Annotated in this window: 33 protein-coding genes and 1 pseudogene; 27 read left to right on the forward strand and 7 right to left on the reverse strand. The window is 49.1% G+C overall.

Going from position 1 to position 26,596, the window contains the following annotated elements; all coding sequences use genetic code 11:
- Positions 1-14: 14 nt before the first annotated feature.
- From dmsD to RAHAQ2_RS07340, 3 genes are all read left to right on the forward strand, one after another.
- Positions 15-623, forward strand: a complete 609-nt coding sequence (gene dmsD, locus RAHAQ2_RS07330; RefSeq protein WP_015696616.1) for a Tat proofreading chaperone DmsD — start codon at positions 15-17, stop codon at positions 621-623.
- Positions 623-1,195 carry a ferredoxin-type protein NapF gene (gene napF / locus RAHAQ2_RS07335; protein WP_015696617.1) on the forward strand — a complete coding sequence of 191 codons (573 nt, stop codon included), beginning with the start codon at positions 623-625 and terminating at the stop codon, positions 1,193-1,195. Before dmsD ends, napF begins: the two co-directional genes overlap by 1 nt.
- Positions 1,196-1,328: 133 nt before the next feature.
- On the forward strand, positions 1,329-2,474 hold the full coding sequence (locus tag RAHAQ2_RS07340) for an MFS transporter (protein WP_015696618.1): 1,146 nt from the start codon (positions 1,329-1,331) through the stop codon (positions 2,472-2,474).
- A gap of 82 nt (positions 2,475-2,556) precedes the next feature.
- On the opposite strand, the gene pflA is transcribed toward RAHAQ2_RS07340, so the two are convergent.
- The 3 genes from pflA to RAHAQ2_RS07355 form a co-directional block, all read right to left on the reverse strand.
- Positions 2,557-3,297 (reverse strand): pyruvate formate lyase 1-activating protein, encoded by a 741-nt coding sequence (pflA, locus tag RAHAQ2_RS07345; protein WP_015689580.1) that lies wholly within the window; start codon positions 3,295-3,297, stop codon positions 2,557-2,559.
- Between the two features lie 97 nt (positions 3,298-3,394).
- Positions 3,395-4,381 (reverse strand): phage integrase, encoded by a 987-nt coding sequence (locus tag RAHAQ2_RS07350; protein ID WP_015689581.1) that lies wholly within the window; start codon positions 4,379-4,381, stop codon positions 3,395-3,397.
- Between the two features lie 102 nt (positions 4,382-4,483).
- Positions 4,484-4,783 (reverse strand): helix-turn-helix transcriptional regulator, encoded by a 300-nt coding sequence (locus tag RAHAQ2_RS07355; protein ID WP_015696620.1) that lies wholly within the window; start codon positions 4,781-4,783, stop codon positions 4,484-4,486.
- A gap of 100 nt (positions 4,784-4,883) precedes the next feature.
- Here RAHAQ2_RS07355 and RAHAQ2_RS07360 point away from each other — a divergent pair, with 100 nt between their 5' ends.
- The 6 genes from RAHAQ2_RS07360 (at position 4,884) to RAHAQ2_RS07385 (ending at position 9,040) form a co-directional block, all read left to right on the forward strand.
- The gene (locus RAHAQ2_RS07360; protein WP_015696621.1) at positions 4,884-5,255 is read left to right on the forward strand and encodes a Cox family DNA-binding protein; all 372 of its coding nucleotides are present in this window, start codon (positions 4,884-4,886) and stop codon (positions 5,253-5,255) included.
- Between the two features lie 178 nt (positions 5,256-5,433).
- Positions 5,434-5,934 carry a hypothetical protein gene (locus RAHAQ2_RS07365; protein WP_015696623.1) on the forward strand — a complete coding sequence of 167 codons (501 nt, stop codon included), beginning with the start codon at positions 5,434-5,436 and terminating at the stop codon, positions 5,932-5,934.
- Positions 5,935-5,993: 59 nt separating this feature from the next.
- Positions 5,994-6,236, forward strand: coding sequence for a DUF2732 domain-containing protein (locus RAHAQ2_RS07370; protein WP_015696624.1), 243 nt, complete (start codon positions 5,994-5,996; stop codon positions 6,234-6,236).
- The gene (locus tag RAHAQ2_RS24810) at positions 6,236-6,454 is read left to right on the forward strand and encodes a TraR/DksA family transcriptional regulator (RefSeq protein WP_013574793.1); all 219 of its coding nucleotides are present in this window, start codon (positions 6,236-6,238) and stop codon (positions 6,452-6,454) included. Before RAHAQ2_RS07370 ends, RAHAQ2_RS24810 begins: the two co-directional genes overlap by 1 nt.
- Before the next feature lie 2 nt (positions 6,455-6,456).
- Positions 6,457-6,735 (forward strand): DUF5405 family protein, encoded by a 279-nt coding sequence (locus tag RAHAQ2_RS07380; protein ID WP_015696625.1) that lies wholly within the window; start codon positions 6,457-6,459, stop codon positions 6,733-6,735.
- Positions 6,736-6,742: 7 nt separating this feature from the next.
- Positions 6,743-9,040, forward strand: a complete 2,298-nt coding sequence (locus tag RAHAQ2_RS07385) for a replication endonuclease (protein WP_015696626.1) — start codon at positions 6,743-6,745, stop codon at positions 9,038-9,040.
- Here RAHAQ2_RS07385 and RAHAQ2_RS07390 read toward each other — a convergent pair.
- Positions 9,006-9,992 carry a DNA-processing protein DprA gene (locus RAHAQ2_RS07390; protein WP_015696627.1) on the reverse strand — a complete coding sequence of 329 codons (987 nt, stop codon included), beginning with the start codon at positions 9,990-9,992 and terminating at the stop codon, positions 9,006-9,008. The genes RAHAQ2_RS07385 and RAHAQ2_RS07390 overlap by 35 nt on opposite strands.
- Positions 9,989-11,446 carry an HAD-IA family hydrolase gene (locus RAHAQ2_RS07395; RefSeq protein ID WP_015696628.1) on the reverse strand — a complete coding sequence of 486 codons (1,458 nt, stop codon included), beginning with the start codon at positions 11,444-11,446 and terminating at the stop codon, positions 9,989-9,991. Before RAHAQ2_RS07395 ends, RAHAQ2_RS07390 begins: the two co-directional genes overlap by 4 nt.
- A 630-nt stretch (positions 11,447-12,076) precedes the next feature.
- On the opposite strand from RAHAQ2_RS07395, the gene RAHAQ2_RS07400 reads away from it, so the two are divergent.
- Positions 12,077-12,805 carry a hypothetical protein gene (locus RAHAQ2_RS07400; RefSeq protein ID WP_015696629.1) on the forward strand — a complete coding sequence of 243 codons (729 nt, stop codon included), beginning with the start codon at positions 12,077-12,079 and terminating at the stop codon, positions 12,803-12,805.
- 104 nt (positions 12,806-12,909) lie between these two features.
- Here the strand turns inward: RAHAQ2_RS07400 and RAHAQ2_RS07405 are convergent, their stop codons facing one another.
- Both RAHAQ2_RS07405 and RAHAQ2_RS07410 read right to left on the reverse strand, forming a co-directional pair.
- On the reverse strand, positions 12,910-13,923 hold the full coding sequence (locus RAHAQ2_RS07405; RefSeq protein ID WP_015696630.1) for a phage portal protein: 1,014 nt from the start codon (positions 13,921-13,923) through the stop codon (positions 12,910-12,912).
- A gap of 1 nt (position 13,924) precedes the next feature.
- Positions 13,925-15,694 (reverse strand): annotated as a pseudogene (locus RAHAQ2_RS07410) (terminase ATPase subunit family protein).
- 164 nt (positions 15,695-15,858) lie between these two features.
- On the opposite strand from RAHAQ2_RS07410, the gene RAHAQ2_RS07415 reads away from it, so the two are divergent.
- The 17 genes from RAHAQ2_RS07415 to RAHAQ2_RS25915 all read left to right on the forward strand — a co-directional run bounded on the left by RAHAQ2_RS07415 (position 15,859) and on the right by RAHAQ2_RS25915 (position 26,586).
- Complete coding sequence (locus RAHAQ2_RS07415) at positions 15,859-16,704, forward strand: GPO family capsid scaffolding protein (RefSeq protein ID WP_015696631.1); 846 nt, start codon at positions 15,859-15,861, stop codon at positions 16,702-16,704.
- Positions 16,705-16,747: 43 nt separating this feature from the next.
- Positions 16,748-17,848: a phage major capsid protein, P2 family gene (locus RAHAQ2_RS07420; RefSeq protein WP_015696632.1), complete on the forward strand. Its 1,101-nt coding sequence runs from the start codon at positions 16,748-16,750 to the stop codon at positions 17,846-17,848.
- Positions 17,849-17,850: 2 nt separating this feature from the next.
- Positions 17,851-18,600 carry a phage terminase small subunit gene (gene gpM / locus RAHAQ2_RS07425; RefSeq protein WP_015696633.1) on the forward strand — a complete coding sequence of 250 codons (750 nt, stop codon included), beginning with the start codon at positions 17,851-17,853 and terminating at the stop codon, positions 18,598-18,600.
- Between the two features lie 95 nt (positions 18,601-18,695).
- Positions 18,696-19,190 (forward strand): head completion/stabilization protein, encoded by a 495-nt coding sequence (locus RAHAQ2_RS07430; RefSeq protein WP_015696634.1) that lies wholly within the window; start codon positions 18,696-18,698, stop codon positions 19,188-19,190.
- On the forward strand, positions 19,190-19,393 hold the full coding sequence (locus RAHAQ2_RS07435) for a tail protein X (RefSeq protein WP_015689595.1): 204 nt from the start codon (positions 19,190-19,192) through the stop codon (positions 19,391-19,393). Before RAHAQ2_RS07430 ends, RAHAQ2_RS07435 begins: the two co-directional genes overlap by 1 nt.
- A 2-nt stretch (positions 19,394-19,395) precedes the next feature.
- Positions 19,396-19,605, forward strand: coding sequence for an HP1 family phage holin (locus RAHAQ2_RS07440; RefSeq protein ID WP_015696635.1), 210 nt, complete (start codon positions 19,396-19,398; stop codon positions 19,603-19,605).
- Positions 19,589-20,098: a lysozyme gene (locus RAHAQ2_RS07445; protein WP_015696636.1), complete on the forward strand. Its 510-nt coding sequence runs from the start codon at positions 19,589-19,591 to the stop codon at positions 20,096-20,098. The genes RAHAQ2_RS07440 and RAHAQ2_RS07445 overlap by 17 nt, the downstream gene beginning before the upstream one ends.
- On the forward strand, positions 20,095-20,517 hold the full coding sequence (gene lysB / locus RAHAQ2_RS07450; RefSeq protein WP_015696637.1) for an Rz-like lysis system protein LysB: 423 nt from the start codon (positions 20,095-20,097) through the stop codon (positions 20,515-20,517). Before RAHAQ2_RS07445 ends, lysB begins: the two co-directional genes overlap by 4 nt.
- A complete protein-coding gene (gene lysC / locus RAHAQ2_RS25910; protein WP_238532061.1) occupies positions 20,399-20,644 on the forward strand; it encodes an Rz1-like lysis system protein LysC in 246 nt (81 codons plus the stop codon). Before lysB ends, lysC begins: the two co-directional genes overlap by 119 nt.
- Positions 20,607-21,074, forward strand: coding sequence for a phage tail protein (locus RAHAQ2_RS07455; RefSeq protein WP_015696638.1), 468 nt, complete (start codon positions 20,607-20,609; stop codon positions 21,072-21,074). The genes lysC and RAHAQ2_RS07455 overlap by 38 nt, the downstream gene beginning before the upstream one ends.
- The gene (locus RAHAQ2_RS07460; protein ID WP_015696639.1) at positions 21,067-21,525 is read left to right on the forward strand and encodes a phage virion morphogenesis protein; all 459 of its coding nucleotides are present in this window, start codon (positions 21,067-21,069) and stop codon (positions 21,523-21,525) included. Before RAHAQ2_RS07455 ends, RAHAQ2_RS07460 begins: the two co-directional genes overlap by 8 nt.
- Positions 21,526-21,612: 87 nt before the next feature.
- Complete coding sequence (locus tag RAHAQ2_RS07465; protein WP_015696640.1) at positions 21,613-22,242, forward strand: hypothetical protein; 630 nt, start codon at positions 21,613-21,615, stop codon at positions 22,240-22,242.
- Between the two features lie 147 nt (positions 22,243-22,389).
- Positions 22,390-23,031: a phage baseplate assembly protein V gene (locus tag RAHAQ2_RS07470; RefSeq protein ID WP_037038675.1), complete on the forward strand. Its 642-nt coding sequence runs from the start codon at positions 22,390-22,392 to the stop codon at positions 23,029-23,031.
- Between the two features lie 17 nt (positions 23,032-23,048).
- Entirely contained in the window at positions 23,049-23,399 is a 351-nt protein-coding gene (locus RAHAQ2_RS07475) for a GPW/gp25 family protein (protein WP_015696642.1), read from the forward strand.
- A 4-nt stretch (positions 23,400-23,403) separates the two neighbouring features.
- Complete coding sequence (locus RAHAQ2_RS07480; protein WP_015696643.1) at positions 23,404-24,312, forward strand: baseplate assembly protein; 909 nt, start codon at positions 23,404-23,406, stop codon at positions 24,310-24,312.
- Entirely contained in the window at positions 24,305-24,835 is a 531-nt protein-coding gene (locus RAHAQ2_RS07485) for a phage tail protein I (RefSeq protein WP_015696644.1), read from the forward strand. The genes RAHAQ2_RS07480 and RAHAQ2_RS07485 overlap by 8 nt, the downstream gene beginning before the upstream one ends.
- A gap of 14 nt (positions 24,836-24,849) precedes the next feature.
- Positions 24,850-26,586, forward strand: coding sequence for a phage tail protein (locus RAHAQ2_RS25915; RefSeq protein ID WP_015696645.1), 1,737 nt, complete (start codon positions 24,850-24,852; stop codon positions 26,584-26,586).
- Positions 26,587-26,596 lie beyond the last annotated feature (10 nt).

The following is a 26,596-nucleotide window of genomic DNA, read 5'->3' on the forward strand; positions in this document are numbered from 1 at the left end:
AAAATGAGTGAATTATGTCAGCTGAATCAATTAGTCTAACCGGTAAAATATTGGGTGCGATGCTGTTTTATCCACCGAGTTCTCCTGAAGTTAGTGTCTTAATTACCTTACTTGAAGGAAGTGTCTGGACCGAATCATGGCCATGTGCGAGTGACGAGGCTAAAACTCAGGCGGGAGAAACGTTCAGCCAGATTACCGCCGCATCTGAAAGTCTGGATGACGCGTATCAGCGTCTTTTTATCGGCCCTTATGCGTTACCTGCGCCACCCTGGGGCTCGGTGTATCTGGACAAAGAATCTGTGGTGTTTGGCGATTCAACGCTGGCATTGCGCCAGTGGATGCGTGAAAACGGCATCGAGCCGCATCTGCAACAGGCAGAACCGGAGGATCATATTGGTTTGCTGCTGATGATGTCCGCATGGTTAGCCGAGAATTCACCCTCATTACTGGATGAATTTCTGACTGTGCATTTATTGCCATGGGCCGGACGTTATTTTGAATTACTCCGTCAGAAAGCCGCACACCCGTTTTATCTCGGAATTGCCGTACTGGCAGAATCCACACTCCAGGGCTGGAAGCAGCAACGTAGTCTGGAAACGCCAGTCGTGGATTTGTATTTCTGATGAGCGATTCCCGTGATGCCAGCTACTATCGTGCCTGGATGAGCAGCAGAACCGTCAGCCGCCGTGGGTTATTCCGCGGCTTGCTGTCACCGGGAAAACCGGTAATTGAACAAGTGCCTCAATCTTCTGCAGACGTGCTGACGCGTTCTGTTGCCCGTCCGCCTCAGGCCATTGCCGAACCGGTGTTTCTGCAACAATGTGACGGATGCGGACACTGTGCACAGGCGTGTCCGGTCGGTATTGTAAGCGTTCAGGACGGGAAGGCTTCGCTGGCTATAGATTATGCCGAATGTGATTTTTGCGGAGCCTGTACACAGGCTTGCAAAAGCGGAGCGCTGGATGAATGTATCCCGATGGATATCGGTTTGCGTCCGGTAATTTTGTCTCAGTGTCTGGGGCGGTTAGATGACATGTGCAGGATGTGTGAAATTGCATGTCCGCGTACGGCAATATTTTTTAATCAACAAAATCAACCCGCGGTTGATGATAAGAGATGTAACGGGTGCGGTAAATGTAAACTTGTTTGTTATCATGGAGATATTATATTGTCTTTAAAACATCATGATTCTTAATCCCAGGATTTGATTAACGATTTCAATCATCACTCTTCCGTTTGTGCTCAGGTTCGTTTTTGCCGGATTGACTTTTAAACCGCCGGTGGCATGATGCGCGCAATTTCTTCCTCTTTGTGGTCACCATCGCCCTATGTCCGCCTATTCCCGTCCTGTTTCTCTGCTCCTGTGCGGACTCCTGCTGCTGACGATTTCTATCGCCGTTTTAAATACACTGGTCCCTTTGTGGCTCAGCCATGAGCAACTTTCTACCTGGCAGGTTGGACTCGTCAGTTCGTCCTATTTCACCGGTAATCTGCTGGGTACTTTACTCGCGGGCGGGCTGATTAAACGTATTGGTTTTAACCGCAGTTATTATCTTTCCTGCATTCTGTTTGCTGTCGCGACCGCAGGTCTGGCATTTTCAATGAGTTTCTGGAGTTGGGTGACGGCGCGCTTTGTTGCGGGCATCGGCTGTGCGTTGATCTGGGTTGTGGTGGAAAGTGCGTTGTTGCGCAGCGGAACCGTCAATAATCGCGGCCAGTTGCTGGCAGCGTATATGATCATGTATTACATCGGCACGGTGGTCGGCCAGCTTCTGGTAGGTACTGTTCCAACGGCTATTATCAGCGTACTGCCATGGGTGACAGCTCTGATCGTTATCGCCATGCTACCGCTGTTGTTGACGCATATAGAGAATCAGGACAGTCAACAGCCGCGTCATGCCGTCATGCCGATGTTCAGACGCCGTAATGCCCGGTTGGGGATTAACGGTTGCATTATTTCCGGCATCGTTCTGGGCTCTCTGTACGGCCTGATGCCGCTGTTCCTGACGCACCAGGGGATGAGTGATGCCGATGTAGGTTACTGGATGGCATTGCTGGTCAGCGCCGGGATTATCGGGCAATGGCCGGTAGGGCGTTTGGCCGATCGCTATGGACGCCTGATGGTGCTGCGTATTCAGATTTTCGCCGTTATCCTCGGTAGTATCGCGATGCTCAGCGGTTATGCGATGGCACCGACGTTATTCATTCTGGGATGCGCGGGTTTTACGTTGTATCCGGTTGCTATGTCCTGGGCTTGCGAAAAAGTAAACGCAGAGGAACTGGTGGCGATGAACCAGGCCTTACTGATGAGTTACACCATCGGCAGCCTTGCAGGACCGACGATGACCGCGATACTGATGCAAAGTTATTCAGACCGCCTGCTGTTTGTGATGATTGCAGTGGTCTCGCTGGTCTATCTGGCGATGCTGATGCGCAAAGCGGATCATACACATAATCCGGTTGCAACCGCCTGATACCCTGCATCTTAAGCCGCGGTCGGCTGCAGAAAGCAAAAAAGACGCCGGTTGGCGTCTTTTGATGGGCTAAGTCAGGTTATTAATAAATAACTTTATGCCCGTAGCTGGCAAGAATATTTTTCACTCTTTCCATGATCTCTTTGGTCGGTGGATTGACACCATCCAGACCGTATTTCTCACCCATTGCTGTCCATTTGTGTTTGCCCAATTCGTGATAAGGCAGCAATTCAATCTTCTCGATATTGGTCATATCTTTGGTGAACTCACCCAGTTTATGCGCAGAATCATCATCATCAGACCAGCCCGGCACAACGACATAACGGATCCAGGTGCGCTGATTACGTTTTGCCAGATAGCGGGCAAAGTCCAGCGTGCGGTGATTGGATACGCCCACCAGATTTTGGTGAATATCGTCGTTCATCTGCTTGAGATCAAGCATGACCAGATCAGAGACATCCAATAATTCGTCGATCACCGGATCATAACGGCGTACAAAACCGTTGGTGTCCAGACAGGTATTGATCCCTTCTTTCTGGCAGGCGCGGAACCAGTCACGCACAAACTCCGCCTGAAGGATGGCTTCGCCACCGGAGGCTGTTACGCCGCCGCCCGAAGCATTCATGAAGTGGCGATACGTCACAACTTCTTTCATTAAATCATCGACATTGATCTCTTTCCCGCCATGTGTGTCCCAGGTATCGCGGTTATGGCAATACATGCAACGCATCAGGCAACCCTGGAAAAAAACAATGAAACGGATACCTGGGCCGTCAACGGTGCCACAGGATTCATATGAGTGGATGCGACCTTGAACGGACATATGCCCCCCTGACTCGGTGGTGCTTTCCGTGGAAATACAATCAGTTAAGTTACTCATAAAGTTTCACTTAGTCCTAAATAGTGCAGATTCGTGGACATTATATGGACACTCCGTTAAGTGGGTTTAATGAGACTGCATCCTGCAAAAAGTCCGGTGCAAAGTGCGCATAAACCATGGTCTGTTGTACGGTGGAATGCCCTAAAATTCGCTGTAGTGTAATAATATTACCTCCATTCATCATAAAATGCGTGGCGAATGTGTGCCGCAGTACATGGACAGCCTGTCCGGCGGGTAGGTCTGGCTTCATAGTTCGCAGTGTGTTTCGCACCGTGTCGTAATTGGGCGTAAACAGTTTCCCGGTACTACGTTTTTTCACCATTTTAACCAAGCCCTCAGACAGCGGTATTGTTCTGCGTCTACCATTCTTTGTTTTCATGAATGTCAGCATGCAGTTAATAATGTGCTCAGCTTTAAGATCTGCAACTTCACTCCAGCGACCACCGGTGGCCAGACAAAGCAGCACAGCGTTGCGGTTGTCTCCTTCCAGCATATCGAGCAACTGCGTGATTTCTTCCGTGGAAAGAAACGCCATTTCTGGCTCAGCCTCTTTAAGCTTTTTCACGCCTCTGAAAGGATGCTCGCTGTGATATTCATTGGCATCAATCAGCTTGGTAAACATGCCGCTGAATATAGCCTGATGACGGTTCACACTGGCTGGCTTCAAGCCTTCATTCATCATCTTGACCCGATAATCCGTTATAGCTTTCTTGGTTATCTGGTCTGCTCTGGTCACCCCGATTTCAGCAAACTTAATCATGATTGCTGAAAGCCTGCCTTTTTCTATCAGACCACGGTTATGGTGCTTACCGTGGTATAGCCACCACAATTCCAGCAAATCAGTCAGTTTGCGGCGGTCTGCCGGTTTTTCTAACCACTCTTTATTATGGTAGTTAACCAGCACATGACGCTCATAAATCTGAGCCTCACCTTTCGTATTAAATTTACGCCGGATTCTTCTTCCCTCGGAACCCTGCGGCCTTACGTCCACTTCATATCGACCATCATCGAGCTTCTTAATTGACATAGCGAAGCCCTCCAATGGTTATAACTTTGTTCGGTACTGTCTGTTTGTGGCTATAACAGTCGGCCACTGTACAAAAATCACATATTTGTGCGGCGTATATGGTCAGCCAGTCTTTTGGTCTGAGTGGGATGAGGTTGGATTTTCTGGCCCAAAGTGTGCGAGTGCCGGCGCAATTTGGCCGGAAGCTGGGTCGGTTTCGTCAAACATGAACCAATCGCGATACTTGCGAAAACGCGGGTGTTTAAAGAACTTCATCCCCGCTTCCATAGACATTTTCGACTTGCCAGATTCATAGCCATGGTAAGTCACATAATTTAATCCAACTAATTCAGCGGCTTCCTTAACTTTTAGTCGTTCAGACTCACGGATCAGCTTTAGCTTCTCTGACTGTTCAGTTGACATAAAATATCAGATCTCTTATTTTATAAGCATTGAGATACCCGATAAGACATTAGATAGGTCTAAATGGTGTCAGATCGGAAAGGAAATAGGAGAATACCAAATGAATACGAAAGCTAAAACATCAGACCAGTCGAATGATGACGAACTTTTAGGGGAAAGCGGCGATATCGTTAAGCGTAAACCTGTCAGTTTGTCTGAGAAACCGGGCAATCTTCTTTCAAAAGAAGGATTCGCTCTGTATGTAGGTAAAACTCCGGCGGCGATCGTAGCGATGGCAAAAGCTGGAAAACTCCCAGCTTTTTACATGGCTGATCCTCTAAAGCCCGGAGGACATGCAGAGTTATGGATTAGCCGTAAAGAGTGGGACAAGTTTGCTGATCAGCTTGTTGAAGATGCACCGGCAGAGTGGCACGGATGGAAAGACCGTATTAGTGCAAGTAAGCCTTGCCGTGGACGCGGCCGTGCAGCATAGAAGAGGCCAGTAATATGCAAAACCCAATCTCTTTAGCACCACTGCTCTGGAATCATCAAACCGCACGTCCCATGAATAATTCAATTACACATGGGAAAGGTCGCAAAGGAATCATTATCTGTTCACGCCGTTCTATGCGCGCGGTAGCGGTAAAACGGTTTTTATCATGGGGGAGAAAATGACAGTAATCACTGCGGCTATTGTAATGAATCAGCCTGCCGGGCTTCGCGCTGCTGTTGGGGAACGCCTTGCGCCCGCTCGCTGGCAAACCTCTTGTGATTTCTATAATAAGATGAGCGAACGTGAACGTCTGACCATCTGTTTTCATGCTCAATTAAGACAACGCCATTCCGTAATGAAATTGCAGGAAATGAACGATTGCGATCGTGAACGTATTGTCTGTGCAATTGATGAGCTCCGGGCTGCTTTTGCAAAGTACCGCAGTTTCAGGATCACCAAGTCATGTTTTATCGGACGTTTAAAGATTAGCGAACGTCGAACTTTATATTTTCATGCAGGATTAACGGAAGAAGAATTCAGCCAGCCATATTGGCGAATCGATGACGAAACCTGCTCATGGAGAGAGGCTTTATTCCGGGCACTACGGGAATTATTTAGCCTGTTCGAAAATGCGCCGACTGTATTAACGTCGGTTCGCCCCGAAACTTACCTCCACTAATTAACCATTTTTAATTCTGCGCTTGATTGCGTAGGGGATCCCTTTGTCTGGAGCCAGAGATGAGCTTAACAGTTGGTCAGGAAATGAGAAATAAAGCAGACAGCGAAGCAACGAATTGGATGTTAAATCAGGCACGAAATCAGGCTAAGGCTGATGCAGCAATCACCTTTTCCTCGCATCTGGATTCGCTAATTAGTCACGCGATTCAAGAGCAATTAGACAGGGTTGAAATTCTTGAATTACTCGGACAAGAGTCCATCCGTTTTCACAACGAAGGTTTAGAAAATAAAGAGGTGATGTAATGCCAGATTTAATGGATTCCGTGCAGGAAAGAAATCTCGAAATTTTGACTCATCAGGTAGCTGCACATCGTATTCATAGCAATGGGGTATCGGCCTCAGTCTGTGAAGACTGCGACCAGCCAATCCCTGCGGCGCGGCGCGCTGCATTTCCCGGTGTCGTGCGTTGTGTGCCATGCCAAGAAATCACCGAACAACAGAAAAAACATTTCAGGAGCTAAGCATGATTCGAATTTCTGTCGGTGACAATTGGGTTGTGACGAGCGACTGCTACCAGTTCATTCTCAACAAAAAGAAAACTGTTCTTTCTGGCGATAAGAAAGGGCAGGAATATTTAGAAGCCACTGCTTACTACGCCAAGATTGACCAGTTGGTGAAAGGATTACTGCACTTTCATATCAGAGATTCTGATGTCCGTACCCTTGCGAAACTGGCTGATGAAATAGCGAATATTGGAGATCTTTGCCGGGTTGCTTTTAACGTGACGCAGTCCGGTAAATAACGTGCTGATGAATGCGAGAGGGCGTATCGCGCCCTCGCCACCACCTAAACTAATAAAAGCCGACAAGGTTCCTTTTGTCGGCGCATACCCTTGGAACGCTCCCCGTCCTGCAATCTCAAAAGAAAGACCTCTTACCCGTGATGAATTCCATCAGGGGCAAGATGCCTTACGCAAGATCCACGCGCTGCCATTTTTTCTAAGTGGCGTTTTCTCTGGCCGGTATGAATACCTTAAAGAAAACTCAGGGTTGCTGGCTGCACATCGTTACCTCATCAATGTTTTTATGCCCCGAATTTGGCCACGTATAGAGGTTGTACAGGCTAAATATGCGTTGGCCTTAAGTGGCAGAGCTAATGAAATTTTTACTGATGAGGCTGAGAGTTATCGCCAGTTAGCTGGAATGAATGATAAAGCGCTAAAACGTCTTGCAATGCAAATTTCATCCCGGCTGTTCACTGAATATGAAGAGCAGAGCGATCGGCTTCTTAGTCAGCACAACGGGGTTCAAGCCAAGTTATTCACCGATAGCGCACAGCAGAAAATTTATGGTGAGGTTGCCGGTGCTGCCCGCGTTTTTAATATCACTCCAATGCACTGGCAAAAATACTGTAAACGCAAACTGGATATGCGCTCAGCGTTCTCCAGCATCGCGCGGTTGGTAAATGATGAGTGGTGGATTCGACAGTTAAAAGCGCAGCGCACTCAATGGCGCGAATCTCTCCTGATTGCTGTTGGCGAGGTTAGTCTGCAAAAGTCTGGCTATGCCAGCAAACAGGCTATCCGGGATGTTCGGGCGCGCCGCTTAGCAAACATGGAATATCTGAAATCCTGTGATTTAGAAAACATCGAAACAGGGGAACGTATAGATCTCATCGATAAGGTTATGGGGAGTATTTCTAACCCTGAAATCCGTCGTATGGAGTTGATGAGCACTATTGCAGGAATTGAAAAATATGCCTCAGAAGTTGGTCATGTTGGCATGTTCCTCACGATAACCACTCCCTCAAAATACCATCCAACACGCATGGTCGGGAAAAAGACTGATCGCCGCGTTAATTTCAATCATAAGTGGGATGAAGAGGCGTTTTCACCAAAGGATGGCCAGCACTATCTGGTGAAAATATGGGGCAAGATGCGTACAGCATTCAAAGATAACGGCATCAAGGTATACGGAATGCGCGTAGTTGAGCCTCACCACGACGCTACACCTCACTGGCATATGATGTTGTTTTGCGATAAAGCTCACCGTCAGCCTGCCGTTGACATCATGCGCCGCTATGCACTCCAAGAAGATGGTGATGAACGGGGGGCACAAGCTCAGCGTTTTGAGTGTAAGCATTTAAATAAAGGCGGGGCGGCAGGCTATATCGCTAAATACATAGCCAAGAATATTGATGGTTATGCTCTGGAAGGTGAGATAGACCATGAGACTGGCCGATCATTGTCAGAGACTGCCGCAGCCGTTACTGCATGGGCTTCTACGTGGCGCATCCCGCAATTTAAATCAATCGGTGTACCAACAATGGGAGCCTATCGTGAGCTGCGCAGGTTGCCGCGTGGCGTGAGTATCGCAAGCGAGTTTGACGAACTTGTCGAAGCTACAAGAGCAGCAGCCGACGGTGGCGACTTCGCCGCATATATTTCTGCGCAGGGTGGGGCGAATGTCCCTCGCGACGAGCAAACGGTAAGAACCGCCCGCCAAGTGATTGATGAATTAAACGAGTACGACGAAGAGATCCAGAAAATCATCGGCGTTTATGCCCCTCATCTTGGCACTGACCTCATCCACGAAACACGCACAACAAAATGGCGCATTGTCGCCAAGTCTGTTGAAGTTGCCGTTCATCCTTTGAATTTAATAAGCGCCTCCGGCGCGCCTCGGAGTCCTGTCAATAACTGTGGGAAGGTTGAGAGAGAATCAGGACAGTTAATAATTCCGATATCTTCGGAGTATACCGCAGCGGTCTTGAAGTTAATTGAAGAGGGGAGTATTGGGTGGGACGACACAGACGTCGTTATGGTGTTGAGAGACGCTATAAGGAGGCGATTACCGACGGTTAAACATCTACAGCAAAGCTATAACCCTTCAAAAGCTCGAAAGCTAGCACCCTCTTCGAGACTAACGAGGGAAGAGCGAACAAGATTCGTAAGGATATTCCTTGATTTGGTGAAAATAGGTATCCACCCATCAAATTGGCAATTAGATGTGCTGGCGCGTGGGGCCACGATGCTAATTAATGGGAAGGAAATATCTTATCCTATTATAGATTTCAAAACCCAAACCCTTCAGCAGGGGTTTCTTTAACAGTAAAAAGGTAATTTTGTAAAACATCATCTACTTTTTTATAGTATGATTTATTCGGCATTGCTATTATTAGGTTTTTGTCGAACGAGTTTATTTTTAAAGCTTTTTTAATCTCATTTAGATTGTTACCAGACAATAATATATTAGCTTTGCATTTGGATTCATTATTAATCAAATCTGTTTTTGACTGGCCAACGACGATTAAAGGTCTGTTTAAATCCAAAGCAGCTTTTGATGCGTGCAAGCTACCGCCGGGTACACCACTTTGAACGAGAAAAACAGCAGACGCTAGCGCAGCTTGTACGGCATCTCTTTTTACAAAGTTAGATCTTGCTATGAAAGAATCATAGTGATATTCACTAACGAGCGTACCATTTTGAGCTAAAATATCCTCAGCAAGCTTTCTATTACTTTTAGGGTAAATAGTTTCCAGGCCGTGAGCTAATACAGCAATTGTTTTTCCTTGCACATCGATACAGGCCTGATGTGCAAGCGAGTCAACACCAATTGCTAAACCGCTGACTATATTCCAACCATTTTCAGAAAACCATTTTGTAAGGTTTTTTGCGATGATCTCCCCGTGTCCAGTTGGTTCGCGAGTACCAATTACAGTAATGCATTTTTCGTTAAGCGCTTCTAAATTACCTGCACAGAAAAGTATCGGCGACGGGGTTTCTATGAGTCTCAGAGAATGAGGATATTCCTTGTCAAAAAAAGAGATTATCCTGTGTTTCTGTGTGTCAGATTTATGAATCTGATCTTCAGCAAAAGAAACCGCTGAATCGATTTCATTTGCTGAATATTTTTTGTTTAAGGACTTCTCTGTAATGTCACTAATACTCATATCATCAAAGTGTTCTAGATTAGCCAAAGAAGAAAGTGACTTTTCTCCGACACCTTTTAATTGGCTAATTGCTAAAAGCTTTTTTGTGTTTATAGAGACAAAACTCACAAGATATCCTCTGTATATCGACAATTTCTCACAGTATAGTACTCTTCACATGTCAGGAAAAGTTCTCCCTTCTTGTTTCTCTTTTGGTACATGTTTCCACCACAAGATGGACATTCTTTAATCCTCATGTTCTCTGTGTGTTTACATTGAGGGGTTTCATGAAATCCGGTACACCCCCAGAAGTGAGTGTCGTCTTTGTGATTCGTGCGTAATTTCATTCGTCTTCCGCAATCCGGGCAAAATTTTAACTCTGCCGAAACACTCACGGTTTTAGCTAAACAAATCCCTAAAATACGTTCAGGGCGATAGCTACTTAGTAGATTAAATGCCCCCTCAAAGGTTGCGCCAGTTGTAACAACATCGTCAATAATAAGTATTTTGGCATTGCCAATCAATGTAGAGTATTTATCTTTAATTCGAAGGTTCTGGCCTATCTCATGCTGCCTATTTTCCTTTCTACCTAAAGTTTTTAAACTCTTCGCATTTTCTTGAAATTCGAAAAGATCAGGAATGAATTTTGCTGTGGATTTTGATATCCTCGAAATCCTATTTAGCATATTTTCAAGGCGAGGGTTTTTAGATTTCTTTGATGGTATAACTGTAACAATATGAAAATCGCTAGTGTTATTAAAAATATATGCTGGGGTTTTTTCTACAAAATGATTCAATAGTCTAACCCAGTACTCGGGGATTACATATGTGTTCGATAACTCTTTCTTGTAAATTTCTTTAGACAGTGGATGCATGTCATGTATTCTAGCGGTTAACTCACTTCCTTGGCTGAAATACCTTCCTAAACATATGATGTCGATATCATCTTTTTTAATAGCACCAATTTGCCCGTCAATTGTCATGGGTATGAAATAAAGTTGCTTCTTCTCTATTTCAAAACTGTTTTCATTTGCACATCTGTCAGCTATGAGGTTTATATTACTAAATTTTTGTATTTCACTAAGTAGCAGACTGGTGCTTAACATCGCAGCAGGTACTTGCCCAATGAATTCCTTTGATGCCCAAGCTGGGGCAATAGGTTTGACTCCTGCAGCATATGAAGCATTTACATCATTTTCTTCATCACCAATAAAAAGAATATTGTTTTTAGAGCTTAGCCCCAGTTGAGCTAATGCTAGATTAATACCTATAGGAGAGGGTTTTGCTCCGCCATTTTTAACGTCATCATAGGTAATTATAACTTTAAAATAATTAGTCAGATCATAGTGTTCTAACAGTTTTAGTGCGTATCTTTTTGGAGAGTTAGTGACTACCCCTAATGGAATGTTCCTTTGCGCGAGACTGTCCAGAATGCTTCTTGTCTTTGGATAGATCTTTGTTAAATCTAGAAGTCCTTGTGTAAAATCGCCTCGCAAACTATTTTCTCTATAGTTCTTTAGGGCTTGAGTGTTTATGAGTGTGTTGTCTAAATCGAATAAAATAGCATCAACCTGATCCGTCATTTTATCTTTCCCCACTAGTTTGATAAGTTTTTTTAAATTATTTTTTATTTCCCGTCAATGCCAAACATAAAATATTATTATGATCTAATTCTTTGAAATACGATTGCAAGTTGATAATTTTCATGAAGTAGGAGAATGTTAGTCCCACTCAAGATTAGCATGCACATCTCTGATGAAGCCTTTGCTTTACGCATAGAGATTTGCATTCTTGTTGCATGACTTTGCATTTTTTTTTGGAACGGCAATCAGAACTTCCCACCAGTGCAGACCACTATAAAATGATTTTAAAAAGCTGCATTACAATCGACATGTAAAGCGGGTAGGCGTGGCGGGGATAGCATTGCGCGCTACTAACTATTTCATATTTATCCTCGCGCCTGAGACAGTCGTGTCCTGTTGTTGAGATAGACCAGTATGCAGGTGCTACGTAATACGGCGCTCATGGCTTTGTGCTTAGGTGAAGAAATCTTGAAACATTTTGATACTTTTTTGGCTCAGAGCTATACTCAATCGCGCTGTTAGCTCTATGCCAGTCGGAAGCGCTGGCGCTTAAGTCATTTCAAAGATGCAATGTAAAAGCGTAATGGCACTACATATACAAACTTAAAGACTTGTCTAATGGGAGAGGGGATGGCCAACTATATTTCAGGAAATATAATTTCTCAATCGTACATTCATGTGAATCCTAAGTGGTTATCTGGTGCAAGTCCCGCCGAAAAAAAAGAAAAAATCGCAAGAATAGAGGCGCAGATAACTAGCTTTGCGGAAAGTCGGATTCCGTTTTTTATTGGTAATAATGTTCATATAGAAGTTGAGTTTTCCGAAGGCTCAATTATAGCTAAAATAACCGCTTACGGTAAGATACTCCCAATCTTAGGTGGCCTTGTAGTGGCATACCCACAGTTTAGTGAAGGTGTGAGAACAGCTGTAAAGGATGCCCACGATCTTGGTTCTTACATCAACTCAGAGCTCTTGTTTCAGACAGAAGCTAGATATAAATCTGAACGTAAATCAGTTGAAGCTAGGTTGGGGGTTTTTGGAACAATAGACCGGGTTAACGGCAAGATAAATGAACTGAGAAGCATCTCCTCTCGGAAGAATAACTCCCTATCAGCTACATACAAGCAGTTGCTACAGCTACATGACGATATCCTAGTCTCACTGGATAAAATATCGTCAAAAGCTATTGATGACTCTGATGCTGATACCGCCAGAGAAATGTGGCTTGATGGTGTTTTAGGTTTGAAATTGAGCCGTACATATTTTCGATTCAATAACGTAGGTGATCCAGCAACTTATAAATTACTGATTGCAGAAAGGGAAAGTATTATCGCCGACCTAAAAAAACGCAAAAAGTGATTAATGCCCCTGTGGAAGGTATATAAAAATACACGGGGGCGTTATCGTTTTCAAATTATCTGACCGCGAGAAATACTGAGCCTAACTCTCGGAAATTTTATCTGTCAGAGTTCGTAATCAGTAAACCTGACCACCTCCTTTCCAACCCACTCGTTTATCTCCTTCATGCGCTCCTGCAACGGAACCAGCTCGTTACGCACAAATACCTTTGCTGCTTTCTCAACATCACCAAAGCCGCCGGTGTTATTTGGGATAATGCCCATCATCTGTGGTGGCACCCGGTGCGCGCTAAGCAGATCGTCGCGTGTCGCGTTCTTGATGTTAAAGAAATCATCCTTGGTCGCCACTTCGCTGAGGGGAATTATTTTGATCGCATCTGATTTTCCGCCGGGAGCGTGGTAGAAAATATTTTTAAAATTCCCTGACCCTTTGGATTTGGTCATCATGTCGCGCAGTGCGGTCACGTCCTGCGAGTTTTGCGCCGGGTCAGTTACGTACATGACATAGCCCGCGTGTGCGCCGTTGAGGAAATATTTCCGACGGTACAGCGTCGCTGACTCATTGAGCCACGCACTATTTAATGCGCTGAGGTATTCCGGCAGGCCGTACAGTTCCTGATTAATGTCCGGTTCTTGCAAATGAAATACGCTTCCCTGACCAAAGGCGTGAGGGGTTATGTAATTCTCCACGAACCAGTAAACATTTTCCTCAACACCCCGGCGCGTGTACTTGGCCGGTGATGCCTCCAGTTTGAGAAGCTGGCCGGTCACGCTCAGGCGTTTTTCGATGAACGCATTACCAAAAACAATGTAGTCCAGCGCGTAGCGGCTGAATTGCTGCTGAGAAAGCAGTGGGTGAGGGATGAACGTACTCGCCAGAATATTACGCTTAACGTACATCGGCGAACTGTGGTGAACGGCGGCGCGGAAGCTTTTAGCCAGCCCGGAGAAAGTGACCGGCGGCTCGTACCATTTCCCGTTGCTGAGGCATTCCAGATAATTAAGAATATCGCGGCGATCCATCACCGTGGCCGGTTCGTCAAAGCGGAAAATCTCACTTTTCTGGGCGTCGGATTGCGGCGTCAGTTTTTTATTGATGCGGTTTTTTTTACGGGTCATATCAGAACATCACCAAGGTAGATTTTATTTGTTTGCCGGAGGCGGCGGTCAGCGGCTCGTTAATCAAAACGTGCATCGTTGCCCACGCGACATCGGCGTGGCTGGCTTCTTCACTGCGACTCGCGCGGTAGGTTGATTTCGCCCCGCTGGTCGTCATTGTTTTCTGAATGGCCATGAATGACGCCGTGATATCCGTGTGGCCAGCGTCGTATTGCAAACAGCCGCGATGGATGGTGTTTTTTGCTTTCAGCACCATTTCCGTTTTCACTTCCGGCGTGTATTTGATTTCGCGCGCCGCTGGGTAAAACTGCCTGACGAGCTGATAAACGCCCTGACCCACGGTGGTGGCATCGATACCGATGTATTCAACGTTATATTTTTCTGTCAGTGCCTCGATGGCTTTGGCCTGCGCATCAAAATCCATACCCTGCCACTGGTGACGTTCCAGAATGCGGAAAATGCCGCCCGGCTGATCGGGTGGAGCAATGACCACACACCCGGCACTGTCGCCGCCGTTCGCTTCCGACGGGTCGTAACCAATCCACACCGGATTGTCATCGAACGGGTGAAATACGTAGGGATTAAAGTCCGGCCACTCTTCGAGACTGTCCACCATGCAGCCCTGCAACTCCTCAAACGGGAATACCGAGGACTTATCATCGACAAATTCACACATCAGCAGGTTCTGATATTCAGACGGGCTGTATTCGAGCGAAAGCTGATTGATATCGAACAAGTCGCAGCCCCCGGACAGTGCATCTTCCACTGTGACAATCTGCCGCTACTGGCCGTCGGCACATTCCACCCCGGCGGCTAAATGGCTGTGGCTGAGGTCGAGCTGAATACGTTGTTCTTTGTGCCGACGTCCTTTGTTAAATAACTCACCTGACCAGAAGGGATAGGCACTGTGGGCAAGGCTAGACGGTGTGGAGAAATAGGTGGTACGCCATTTTTTATGCAGTGACATCCCGGAGGCCACTTTGCGCAGCTCCTGAAATTTGGGGATCCAGAAATATTCATCCAGATAAAGATTACCGGTGTAGCTCTGCGCGGTGCGGATATTTGTTCCAAGAAAGAACAGGCGCGCCCCGTTTGAAAGCTGCATCGGATCGCCTTTGAGGTCTACGTCAACCTGACGGGCAAAGTCGATGATGTAATTTTTAAAGACGTGCGCCTGTGATTTACTGGCCGAGATAAATATCTGATTACGTCCGGTGGTCAGCGCATCAAGCAGCGCCTCGCGGGCAAAAAAGAAGGTCGCGCCAATCTGGCGAGATTTGAGAATATTGCGGATGCGGTGCTGTAAACCCGCCTGATGCCAGCCGCGCTGATACTCAAACGCCTCATCGAGAAAAATGTCACTGAGTTTGGCGATAGCGTCATCCGTGAAAACATTTTTCTCCGCCTTTTTCCGCTCCCCTTTGTTGCGGTTCGCCACGTTCGGATTTAAATCCGCTTCGCTGCCGGTGGACATGTAGCGGTTAACTCTTGCGAGACGCTCAATCTGTCGGCCTAGCAGGTCGATTTCTTTAAAATCCTGCCCCTCTTTTTTACTCTTCATCACCAGTTGAATGACCCGCGCCTCGATGCTGGTTTCAATGCGCGAAATCGGGGCGACGGCGTCCCATTTTTCGCGCTGTTTCCAGCTCTGCACTGTGGGTTTTTTCAGACTGAGCATTTCCGCTATTTGCGTGACGGAAAAACCCTGCCAGTAAAGCAGTGCTGCCTGTCTGCGCGGGTCGCTGATTAATCCTGCGTTGTTCTCGGTCATTGTGTCGCTCCGCTGAATGGATGAGCGTCACGCTACGCAACCGCTCACACCCTCGCATTAACCCCCTGTTGTGTAATGGATCGTCAGACGGCCACCGCTGGCCGTGCGGGCGTCAGGTCGGGAAACTAGCCCCGAACCTAACTCCCACTCAGGACATCTGAACAATGGCAAAGAAAGTATCGAAATGGTTTCGAATCGGCGTTGAGGGTGATACCTGCGACGGCCGCAATATTGAGGCAAGCGACATTCAGCAAATGGCCGCAGCGTTTGATCCGCGCGTCTATGGTTGCCGCATCAATCTGGAGCACATCAGAGGCTTATTACCCAGCGGTGACTTTAAGCGCCTCGGTGATGTCGTCGAACTGAAAGGCGAGAAAATTGATGATGATTCAGCCCTGAAAGGTAAGTGGGCACTGTTTGCCAAAATCACCCCGACTGACGAGCTGGCCGCAATGGTCAAAGCAGGGCAGAAAATTTATACCTCCATGGAAATTCGCCCGAATTTCGCCAACACCGGTAAAGCCTATCTGGTCGGTCTGGCCGTGACTGATGACCCCGCCAGCCTTGGAACGGAAATGCTCGAATTCAGCGCCCGCGCTAAGGTCAACCCGTTCGCCGGTAAGAAAGACCAGCCGGATGATTTGTTCTCCGTGGCCACCATTGCCGAGCTGGATTTCGAAGACCTGCCCGACAACCTGCTTACCAACCTGACTGAAAAGATCAAAGGGATGTTCAGCACTAAACAGACCAGCGATGACGCCCGTTTTTCTGACGTGCAGGGCGCGATCACTGTCGTGGCAGAAGAATTACAAACCGCCGGTGAAACCACCGCAAAACGCTTCTCTGAACTGGAGCAGGAAATTACCGCGCTGAAAGGGCAGGTGAAAACCAGCGATGAGGCGCTTAGCTCGTTAAAAACCTCCCTCGACAGCACCGAAAGTTTCAAACAACCGAAACGTCCGGTCTCTCCGGGTGGCAACGGTGAAAGCACCTTTTTGACGAACTGCTAACCGGCGGCGTTCCCCTTTATTCCTGATAAACAGTGAGAGAAACATGCGTAAGAACACCCGTTTTAAATTTAATGCCTACCTGTCCCGTCTGGCCGAGCTGAACGGCGTCGATGTGGAGGATTTGAGTAAAAAATTCAGCGTTGAACCTTCCGTCACGCAGACCCTTATCACTACCGTGCAGGAGTCCTCAGAATTTCTGAGCCGCATCAACATGGTGCCGGTGGACGAACAGGAAGGTGAAAAAATCGGCCTTGGCGTGACCGGCTCTATTGCCAGTACCACGGATACCGACGGCGGCAGCGAGCGTAAAACCGCAGATTTTCAGGCGCTGGCTTCACGCAAATATAAGTGTGAACAGGTCAATTTTGATTTCCATATCCGTTACAACACCCTCGATTTGTGGGCGCGTTATCAGGACTTCCAGACCCGTCTGCGCGATGCAATCGCTAAACGTCAGGCACTGGATTACATCATGGCCGGTTTCAACGGCGTAAGCCGCGCGGAAACGTCTGACCGCAGCAAGTTCCAGATGTTGCAGGACGTGGCTGTCGGCTGGCTGCAAAAGCTGCGTAACGAAGCCGCCGAGCGCGTGATGGATAAAATCACCGACGACACCGGCGCGGTGGTTTCCGACACCGTGCGCATTGGCGTGAAGGGTGATTTTGAGAATATCGACGCGGCGGTCATGAACGCCACCGATTTTCTGCTGGATGCGTGGCATTCAGAAGACCCCGGACTGGTAGTGATTTGCGGCCGCAAAATGCTTTCCGATAAGTATTTCCCGCTGATTAACAAGTCGCAGGAAAACAGCGAAAAACTGGCCGGTGACATTATTGTCAGCCAGAAACGCATCGGTAATTTGCCTGCGGTGCGTGTGCCTTATTTCCCGGACAATGCCCTGCTGATCACCCGTCTGGATAACCTGTCTATCTACATCATGGACAGCTCACACCGCCGTCATATCGAAGAAGTAGCGCGCCGTGACCGCATCGAAAACTACGAGTCCCTGAAAATTGACTTTGTGATCGAAGACTACGGCTGCGCGGCGATGATTGAAAACATCGAGCTCGGCGATTTCATCCCTGAAAAAAACGAACCGGCCTCATCACCGGTGACTGAAACCCAACCTGAAACCGAGGCGTAACCATGCTGAGTCCCGCACAGCGTCACATGATGCGGGTCTCTGCTGAAAAAGCCTCATCGCAGCGGGTCAGTGATCCGCTGCGTTCGGCACTGCCATACGGTCAGATGCTGATGAAGCTGCGCGGAGACCGCCAGATACTCAAATCCATTTATTCCGTTGAAGACAAAGCCCGACGCAAGCGCGACATGTTGCCAGCCTATGCGCCGTGGATTGCCGGTGTGCTGGCCAGCGATGCCGGAAATCAGGATGACGTCCTGATGACGATGTTGCAGTGGTCACTCGATGCGGGGGACATTCGCGGCACGTTCGAGATGGCGCGCTATGCGTTAAAACACGATCTGCGTGTGCCGAATAACAAGCGCCCGACGCCGTATTTATTTGCCGAAGATGTTGCGCTGGCCGCGATGCGCGCCCGCAGTGCCGGGCAGACCGTCAGCGTTGATGACCTGCTGACCGTTATTGATATGACCCTCCCGCACGACATGCCGGATCCTGTGCGCGCCAAGCTGCACAAAATTACCGGTCTGGTACTGCGCGACAACGGCCAGCCCGAACAGGCGCTTATTCAGCTAAAACGCGCGATGCAGCTTGATAACGTCGCTGGTGTGAAAAAAGACATAGAGCAACTGGAGAGGGCGCTGCGGCCAGCGGTGGTGGTGGCGAAGCCTGATGCCGCACCGCGCAAAACCAAGCCTAAAGCAGCCACCCCGGCTAAGCGTGGTCGCCCGCGTAAGACAAAGCCCAGTTGTTAACAGAAAGCGCCCCGCGCCGGACGGCACGCAGGCCGATGCAGGTTTTCACCTCGTCTGACGCCTGCGTCCACCGTCCACCTATTTGAGGTTTGAACATGGATATTGTCATGACCGCAGCAGCGGCGAGCTCCACCGTAGTGATCCCCCCAGAGCAGGCGGTCATTCCCGTTATCACCAATACGTTCTTTTTCCCGGACGTTGATCCAAAACTGGTGAGCGAACGTATCCGCCTCGGTCACGTGGTGACGGATGAACGCCTGCGCGCCGCGATTAAGTCCGCAATGGCCGAGGTCAACGCCGAGCTTTATCTCTTCCGGGAGGCGCAGATCGAAGCAGGATTTAAAACGCTGGCGGATGTGCCCGCTGAAGCGCTCGACGAGGAAAGCGTGAAGTGTTTCCACTACCTGAGCGCGGTCTGTGCGATGACCACCGCCGTGATTTATGAGCGTTACCGCAGCTATGACGCCAGCGCGAAGGGTGACAAAAAGGCCGATGCGCTGGAGGTGTCGGTGGATGACCAGTGGCGTGACATGCGCTGGCATTTGTCCCGGTTACAGGGGCAGGCGCGCGGCATGGTGAGCCAGCTCTGATGAAAGTCATCGCACAGCAGGGCGACACGCTCGACGCCCTGTGTTTTCGCTACTACGGGCGAACCGGGGGCGTCGTTGAGACGGTACTTACCGCGAATCCCGGTCTGGCTGAATTAGGCGAAGTCCTGCCGCACGGCACCACCGTGATTTTGCCAGACGTTGATACCGCCTCCACTTCTGAAACCGTCCAGCTATGGGACTGACGATGGAAAAAATATCTTCAATGTTTGCCTATGGGCTCGCGGCATTGCTGGCTTTTATCGGCGCGCTGACGCCGCAGGATTTCGCCTTTCTGGTGGGTGCTGCGGTGGCCGTGGGGACGTTTTTCGTTAACTGGTACTACCGGCGCAAAAGCTACAAATTGCTGGAGCGTAACGGCCTGAGTCAGAGGGTTTTCGATGAACTCAATCGTTAAACGTTGCAGTGTGGCCGTCGTGTTGGCACTCGCCGCGCTGATGCCTGATTACCGGTTTGTCAAAACCTCCGCCGAGGGTCTGGCCATTATTGCCAACCTTGAAGGGTGCCGCCTGAATCCGTACCAGTGCAGTGCCGGAGTCTGGACGTCAGGCATTGGCCACACTGCTGGGGTGAAGCCCGCGCAGAACATTACGGAGCAGGACACCGCCCGTAATCTGATCGCTGACATCATCATGACGGAGCGTGCCGTGGATAAATGTATGCCGGTGACCATGCCGCAGCCGGTGTATGACGCCGTGATCAGTCTGGCGTTTAACGTCGGTACGGGAGCGGCATGTAAATCCACGCTGGCTTATTTCATCAGGCACGGTGAATGGTCGCAGGCCTGCCAGCAGCTTCCCCGCTGGGTGTATGTCAATGGCGTGTGGAATAAGGGACTCAACAACCGCCGGGCTGTTGAACTGAAACATTGCATGAAGGGGGTGCCATGAAATACATCATCACGGTGTTAGTGCTGACCCTTGCGGGTGCGCTCTTTGCGTGGCGGGGAGCAAATCAGAAAGTGGCAGCGGCAAACCAGCACATTCAGCAATTAAAATCGACGCTGGAATCCAGCGCGCTGGCCATCAGTGAGCTGAAAGCCAGCGGTCAGCGTAATGAGCGTGCGCTGGTTGTGCTCCGTCAGCAGGTTAATGCGGCGGGTGCGCTGGCCGCGCGTCGGAATCAGACAATTACGAGGTTACTCAATGAAAATGAAGCATTGCGCGGCTGGTTTCAGTCTCCTTTGCCTGATGACATTATCCGGCTGCACACCCGCCCCACGTTCGACAATCCCGGCGATTATTTACGTTGGCTGTCCGAAAGTCAGCAGTTGTCTAATTCCGGGAAGCACCCCGAAAACCAATGGTGACTTAAGCGACGACAATCGCCAACTGGAGAGCGCGCTGGTCAACTGTGCGCTGCAAGTCGAGACCGTTAAACAGTGTCAGGAGTCCCACGATGTTGAAGCCCGCCAGCCTGAAAAACGCGATTTTTAAGTCCGTTCCGTTGCTGCGTGATAACCCGGACATGCTGCACATGTTTGTTGATGGCGGCACGATTAATGCCACGCTGGCTACCTCGTTATCGTTTGAGAACCGCTATACGCTGGATATTGTTGTAACGGATTACACCGGGGATTTAAACCTGCTGATTGTGCCGGTTAACGTGTGGTTGCGTGAGCATCAGCCGGACATCATGACCACAGAGGAAGGGAAAAAACGCGGCTTCACCTACGTAGCGGATATTAATAACGACGACAGCAAAGACGTGCGCATGAGTCTGCAACTGAACGAGCGCACCATCGTCAAAGAAGCTGAGCGCAGGTTAACCGTTACGCCACTGGATGAGCCCCCGTTGCCGGTGCCGGTACACCGGCCAATGGAACTATATGTGCATGGTGAGCTGGTGAGTCAATGGAATGAATGAGCTCAAGCCCTTTGATGATAAGCTCGCCGGATTACTGGCCAGCCTGTCCCCCGCTGGCCGTCGCAAGATGGCCGCTGAAATAGCTAAAAAGCTGCGAGCCAGCCAGCAGCAGCGCATCAAGCAACAGAAGGCACCGGACGGTACGCCGTATGCAGCCCGTAAGCGACAGCCTGTCCGGGGGAAACGGGGCAGGGTAAAGCGAGAAATGTTCGCCAAATTGCGTACGGCGCGATACCTCAAGACGAAAGGCAGTAGTGAGGCTGCGGTGGTCGAATTTGCGGGGAGGGTTCAGAGGATTGCGCGTATTCATCAGGAGGGGCTAAAAGACAAACCCAATCGCTACAGCCAGCCGGTGAAGTATGACATCCGTCCTCTACTGGGATTTAATGCTGCTGACCGACAGATTTTTGAAGATGTGATCTTTCGACATTACGTTGATGAGATGAATTAAATGCTAACTTTTAACATTGTTACTTTTTAATCACGCTCTGTAGCGATATATTAAGATAAAATAATATTGCGGATTTAAGAGGGAGTTATGGAGTTATTAAAGTATTTGGTAGATCATGTAGAATCATTGACAAAAATCACATCGTTTATTGCTGTTGTGTCTATGACTTTTGCCGCGACAATGAAAAGGTTTTATTTTAGTTACAAGTTTAGAGAGCCTAAGAAAGTAGTAAAGCAAATAATGTATCTAAATAAATATAGTGAGTACATGAGTGAGAGTGATAAAGCCTACACTCGATATCGTATTAATGATGAGATAATGAGAGATATAACTAAAATCCCATCAATTAATAACAGGAAGGAGCTTATTTATATTTTTAATAATCTTGAAAAGAAGCAATATATAAAGGATATTTGCAATCTACAGAATGATATGGAAAGGGTTGATGGTCGATTTTTTATTAAAGCAAGTCGTTTTGGTTTTTTATTTATGTTTAACAGATTTATGTCTATTATCTTAGGTGCTGTTTTTTTTATGTTCATTGCTTTGGGCCTCATTTCTGTCTATGAAGGGAAGAGTGTTATAGTAATGCTCGCATTTCTTACGATTTCTGTGGTCTACGAGTTCCTTGGGTTATATTTTTTAAGCCTTTCTCCAACCCAAAATACCATCGATAAAATTAATTTAGAATTGGCAAAAATTAAAGTTCCAGAATAAATATCTTTGCAGCATCCATGAGTAGCTAAGATTTAATTGATAATGTGTTAAATGCCAGTATGCAATAGACGATCCCCATTGTTGTATCACCGATAGTCCTACGCCCGCATGTTGTCGCCGAATCTCTCCGGCGGCATCCTTTCCATCATGAATACACACGAAACGCTCTCCGAACTTTCCCGCGCGATGCGCGACATTATCCGAATAGGTGTGGTCGCTGAAGTCGATACCGAACTGGCTCTTTGTCGCGTCCAGACGGGTCAAATTCTTACAGACTGGCTGCACTGGCTGACGCCCCGCGCCGGTAGTTCGCGCATTTGGTGGGCTCCCTCCGTCGGTGAGCAGGTCCTGCTTTTATCTCTTTGTGGTGAGCTTGATATCGGGTTTGTTTTGCCGGGGATTTACAGCGATGACTTTCCCGCACCGTCTATATCCGCAGAGGCGTATCACGTTAGCTTTTCTGACGGCGCTCAATTTCAGTATGAACCGGCCAGCGGTGCGCTGACGGTGAGTGGTATTCAGACCGCTGATGTATCTGCCACAAAATCTATTCAGGCTACCGCCCCTAATGTGACGGTGACGGCCAGCGGGAAAATCACGCTCGATACGCCGGAGGTGGTATGTACCAACAAACTGACTACCGGCTCATTAGAGGTGAAAAAAGGCGGTGCGATGAAAGGCAATATTGCGCACACCGGCGGCGCGTTTACCTCCAACGGTGTGCAGGTAGATACCCATACACACGGTGGCGTTCAGACCGGCGGCGGAAATACCGGTAAACCGAATTGATAGCTGAGGTTTTGATAATGAGTAATGCGAGGTATCTCGGCATGTCCCGCCATTCGGGGCGCGCGGTGGAAGACATGGCGCACATCAACCAGTCGGTGAGCGATATTCTGAGAACGCCGATAGGTTCGCGCGTTATGCGTCGTGATTACGGCTCGTTGCTTTCCGAACTGACTGACCAGCCGCAAAACGCAGTGATCCGCCTGCAAATCATGGCCGCGTGTTATTCCGCGATCCTCAAGTGGGAGCCGCGTATCAGTCTGACGGGCATCACCTTTGATTCGTCTTTTGACGGCGCGATGGTGGTCAATATCACGGGTAACCGAACCGATACCCCCGGCAGTTTCTCCTCTTCCCTCTCACTGAGTTAACGCTATGGCACTTATTGATTTAAGCCAGCTCCCCGCGCCGGATGTGGTCGAGGAACTGGACTATGAAACCCTGTTTGAAGAACGCAAAGCCACGTTGCTGTCACTGTATGACGAGAGCGAACGCGAGGCCGTTGTCCGCACCTTGGCGCTGGAATCTGAGCCCATCGTTAAGTTGTTACAGGAGAACGCTTACCGTGAGGTGATTTTGCGTCAGCGGGTAAACGAAGCGGCGCGCGCCAATATGCTGGCCTACGCCACCGGCGCTGACCTCGACCAGCTCGGTGCAAATTATAACGTTGCGCGTCTGATTATCACTGAGGCTGATGATTCCGTTTTGCCGCCGGTGGCTGAGGTGCTGGAAAGTGACGGGGATTTCCGCGTGCGCATTCAGCAGGCTTTTGAGGGGCTGAGCGTGGCCGGATCAACCGGCGCTTATCAATTTCATGGCCGCAGTGCCGATGGTCGCGTGGCGGATGTGTCGGTGATTAGCCCGGCACCGGCCAATGTGACTATTTCCGTGCTTTCGCGTGAAGGTGACGGCACGGCCAGCGCGGAGCTTATCGCAATTGTGAATAAAGCGCTTAACGCCGACGATGTGCGTCCGGTGGCTGACCGTGTGACGGTGCAGTCGGCGCAGATTATCCCTTATCAGATTGCCGCCAAGCTCTATGTTTATCCGGGACCGGAATTAGAACCCGTCAGGCTGGCCGCAGTGGATAAGCTCAACGCCTACACGCTGGCACAGCACCGACTCGGGCGAGATATTCGCCTTTCCGCTATCTATGCCGCGCTGCATGTTGAAGGTGTGCAACGGGTCGAACTCACGCAGCCGCTGGCTGATCTCGTACTGGATGACATACAGGCTTCATATTGTACTGAGTCCTCAATCACTATCGGGGGCACCGATGAGTAATGTGCGCCTGTTACCTGTGGGTTCTTCTCCGCTGGAGGTTGCCGCCGCTGCGGCCTGCGCCGAGCTGACCGCTGTCCCTGTGCCGCTGCGTGATTTATGGAACCCGCAGACCTGCCCGGCGAAGTTCTTACCCTATCTTGCGTGGGCATTTTCGGTTGACCGGTGGGACGAAAGCTGGCCGGAGGCAACGAAACGCGGGGTGATCCAGTCGGCTTATTTCATCCATACCCATAAAGGCACCATCAGCGCGATCCGCCGGGTGGTTGAGCCGCTGGGGTACGTCATCAAGATTTCTGAATGGTGGGAAACCAATAGCCCGCCCGGCACGTTTCGCCTTGATATTGGCGTGCTGGAAAGCGGCATCACCGAAGCGATGTATCAGGAGATGGAGCGGCTCATTACAGATGCGAAACCCGCCAGTCGCCACCTTGAGACGCTGACCATTATTCAGGATATCCCCGGCCATATTTTCGTCGGCGCACTTTCTTACGACGGCGACGTCATCACCGTTTATCCGGCCTAAGCAGAGGAAAACTTATGGCGACTTATAAAGCATTACTGACCACCGCCGGAGCGGCCAAAATTGCCGCCGCCACGGCAGGCGGAACGCAGGTCAAAATCACACGTATGGCCGTCGGTGACGGGGGCGGAAAACTCCCGACGCCTGACCCAAAACAAACCAAACTCGTTAATGAAGTTTATCGCGCCAATCTTAACCGGCTAAGCATCGATGCCAAAAACAGTAATTATCTGGTGGCCGAGCTGGTTATTCAGCCTGACGTCGGCGGCTTCTGGATGCGTGAAATGGGCTTATACGATGCTGACGGTGTGTTGGTTGCAGTCAGCAATATGGCTGAAAGTTATAAACCTAAGCTGGCCGAAGGGTCTGGCCGGTTGCAGACATTGCGCATGGTACTCATCGTCAGTGAAATTGAGTCAATCGCGTTGAGCATTGACGGCTCGACGGTGATGGCCACAAAAGATTATGTGGACGATAAACTGTTCGAACATGAGAAATCGCGTAATCATCCGGACGGAACGCTGACGGCAAAAGGTTTTGTGCAACTGAGCAGCGTTGTGAGCAGTGAAAGCGAGATGCTGGCCGCCACGTCAAAAGCCGTCAAGGCGGCGAATGATAATGCCAATGGACGCCTGCCGTCCGGCGGAACAGCGGTAGCAGCCAATAAGCTGGCAACATCACGAAAGATTGCTGGTATGGCTTTTGATGGTACTGCTGATATTAATCTGACGCCTGATAACGTCGGCGCGCTTCCTTCTGGCGGGACTGCGGTAGCAGCCAATAAGCTGGCAACACCACGAAAGATTGCCGGTGTGGCTTTTGATGGTACTGCTGATATTAATCTGACGCCTGATAACGTCGGCGCGCTTCCTTCTGGCGGGACTGCGGTTGCCGCCACTAAGCTGGCAATGTCACGAAAGATTGCCGGTGTGGCTTTTGATGGTACTGATGATATTAACCTGACGCCTGATAACGTCGGTGCACTTCCTGCAGACGAAACGGCGGTTGCTGCTACAAAGTTGGCAACGTCACGAAAGATTTCCGGTGTTGCCTTTGACGGCACCCAAGATATCGAGATCACTGCCGCAGATGTCGGGGCATACCCTATTCAGGGTGGAAAAGTTAAAGGGTTGGTAGAAGCTGACGGTTTTTCAGCACACGGGAAGCCCGTCGTATTGCCCAAAGAGGGAGGGATTTACATTGGTTACAACGAAAGCGCAGGGTATGGCGAAACTGATTTTGTGAATAACAGCGGTAATGCCAACAATCCTGGCAACCAGATGGGTGGGTTTATTTTCCGTAATGTCTCAACCCCCCTCGGCGTTGAGGTCAGTCGCGTAACGATTAGCGGAAATGGCGATGTAAACACCAGTGGTGTTTTTAAAGAAAACGGCCAGCGGCTTTTCAGTCCGAGTAATACACCACCTTATCCCGTTACCAGCGTTAATGGTCAAACCGGCGCGGCTCGAACGTCATTAGCATCACTGGATTATCGCGGCTGGTTCAAAGACGAATACACCGGAAAGCTTGAACAGTGGGGAACATGGACAAGAACGGCAGACACAACGTGGATTGTTTTTCCTGTGGCTTTTGCGGTTGGTTCCTTCAACATACAGCTTACTCTTATCAGCGATACCAGCGGTGGATCGGGGTCGAATATTTCCGTGCTTGATGGCTCGATGAACTCAACAAGCTTCGCTATTTTTGCGAGAGCCGGTGAATCCGGCGGTTTTTGGCGCGCAGTAGGCAAATAGATGAAAGTGG

The organism is Rahnella aquatilis CIP 78.65 = ATCC 33071, from assembly GCF_000241955.1.
Lineage (GTDB): Bacteria > Pseudomonadota > Gammaproteobacteria > Enterobacterales > Enterobacteriaceae > Rahnella > Rahnella aquatilis.

Bases quoted from the DNA above. Each gene is read 5' to 3' on its own strand.
- pflA (WP_015689580.1), bottom strand. From the start codon at position 3,297: ATGTCCGTTCAAGGTCGCATCCACTCATATGAATCCTGTGGCACCGTT.
- RAHAQ2_RS07475 (WP_015696642.1), top strand. From the start codon at position 23,049: ATGAGTAATGCGAGGTATCTCGGCATGTCCCGCCATTCGGGGCGCGCG.
- RAHAQ2_RS07415 (WP_015696631.1), top strand. From the start codon at position 15,859: ATGGCAAAGAAAGTATCGAAATGGTTTCGAATCGGCGTTGAGGGTGAT.
- RAHAQ2_RS07340 (WP_015696618.1), top strand. From the start codon at position 1,329: ATGTCCGCCTATTCCCGTCCTGTTTCTCTGCTCCTGTGCGGACTCCTG.
- RAHAQ2_RS07460 (WP_015696639.1), top strand. From the start codon at position 21,067: ATGAATGAGCTCAAGCCCTTTGATGATAAGCTCGCCGGATTACTGGCC.
- RAHAQ2_RS07370 (WP_015696624.1), top strand. From the start codon at position 5,994: ATGAGCTTAACAGTTGGTCAGGAAATGAGAAATAAAGCAGACAGCGAA.
- RAHAQ2_RS07365 (WP_015696623.1), top strand. From the start codon at position 5,434: ATGACAGTAATCACTGCGGCTATTGTAATGAATCAGCCTGCCGGGCTT.
- RAHAQ2_RS07360 (WP_015696621.1), top strand. From the start codon at position 4,884: ATGAATACGAAAGCTAAAACATCAGACCAGTCGAATGATGACGAACTT.
- RAHAQ2_RS07430 (WP_015696634.1), top strand. From the start codon at position 18,696: ATGGATATTGTCATGACCGCAGCAGCGGCGAGCTCCACCGTAGTGATC.
- lysC (WP_238532061.1), top strand. From the start codon at position 20,399: ATGACATTATCCGGCTGCACACCCGCCCCACGTTCGACAATCCCGGCG.
- RAHAQ2_RS07420 (WP_015696632.1), top strand. From the start codon at position 16,748: ATGCGTAAGAACACCCGTTTTAAATTTAATGCCTACCTGTCCCGTCTG.
- RAHAQ2_RS07455 (WP_015696638.1), top strand. From the start codon at position 20,607: ATGTTGAAGCCCGCCAGCCTGAAAAACGCGATTTTTAAGTCCGTTCCG.
- RAHAQ2_RS07440 (WP_015696635.1), top strand. From the start codon at position 19,396: ATGGAAAAAATATCTTCAATGTTTGCCTATGGGCTCGCGGCATTGCTG.
- RAHAQ2_RS07355 (WP_015696620.1), bottom strand. From the start codon at position 4,783: ATGTCAACTGAACAGTCAGAGAAGCTAAAGCTGATCCGTGAGTCTGAA.
- RAHAQ2_RS07445 (WP_015696636.1), top strand. From the start codon at position 19,589: ATGAACTCAATCGTTAAACGTTGCAGTGTGGCCGTCGTGTTGGCACTC.
- RAHAQ2_RS07350 (WP_015689581.1), bottom strand. From the start codon at position 4,381: ATGTCAATTAAGAAGCTCGATGATGGTCGATATGAAGTGGACGTAAGG.
- RAHAQ2_RS07480 (WP_015696643.1), top strand. From the start codon at position 23,404: ATGGCACTTATTGATTTAAGCCAGCTCCCCGCGCCGGATGTGGTCGAG.
- RAHAQ2_RS07395 (WP_015696628.1), bottom strand. From the start codon at position 11,446: ATGACGGATCAGGTTGATGCTATTTTATTCGATTTAGACAACACACTC.
- napF (WP_015696617.1), top strand. From the start codon at position 623: ATGAGCGATTCCCGTGATGCCAGCTACTATCGTGCCTGGATGAGCAGC.
- gpM (WP_015696633.1), top strand. From the start codon at position 17,851: ATGCTGAGTCCCGCACAGCGTCACATGATGCGGGTCTCTGCTGAAAAA.
- RAHAQ2_RS07465 (WP_015696640.1), top strand. From the start codon at position 21,613: ATGGAGTTATTAAAGTATTTGGTAGATCATGTAGAATCATTGACAAAA.
- dmsD (WP_015696616.1), top strand. From the start codon at position 15: ATGTCAGCTGAATCAATTAGTCTAACCGGTAAAATATTGGGTGCGATG.
- RAHAQ2_RS24810 (WP_013574793.1), top strand. From the start codon at position 6,236: ATGCCAGATTTAATGGATTCCGTGCAGGAAAGAAATCTCGAAATTTTG.
- RAHAQ2_RS07385 (WP_015696626.1), top strand. From the start codon at position 6,743: ATGAATGCGAGAGGGCGTATCGCGCCCTCGCCACCACCTAAACTAATA.
- RAHAQ2_RS25915 (WP_015696645.1), top strand. From the start codon at position 24,850: ATGGCGACTTATAAAGCATTACTGACCACCGCCGGAGCGGCCAAAATT.
- lysB (WP_015696637.1), top strand. From the start codon at position 20,095: ATGAAATACATCATCACGGTGTTAGTGCTGACCCTTGCGGGTGCGCTC.
- RAHAQ2_RS07435 (WP_015689595.1), top strand. From the start codon at position 19,190: ATGAAAGTCATCGCACAGCAGGGCGACACGCTCGACGCCCTGTGTTTT.
- RAHAQ2_RS07380 (WP_015696625.1), top strand. From the start codon at position 6,457: ATGATTCGAATTTCTGTCGGTGACAATTGGGTTGTGACGAGCGACTGC.
- RAHAQ2_RS07405 (WP_015696630.1), bottom strand. From the start codon at position 13,923: ATGACCCGTAAAAAAAACCGCATCAATAAAAAACTGACGCCGCAATCC.
- RAHAQ2_RS07400 (WP_015696629.1), top strand. From the start codon at position 12,077: ATGGCCAACTATATTTCAGGAAATATAATTTCTCAATCGTACATTCAT.
- RAHAQ2_RS07485 (WP_015696644.1), top strand. From the start codon at position 24,305: ATGAGTAATGTGCGCCTGTTACCTGTGGGTTCTTCTCCGCTGGAGGTT.
- RAHAQ2_RS07470 (WP_037038675.1), top strand. From the start codon at position 22,390: ATGAATACACACGAAACGCTCTCCGAACTTTCCCGCGCGATGCGCGAC.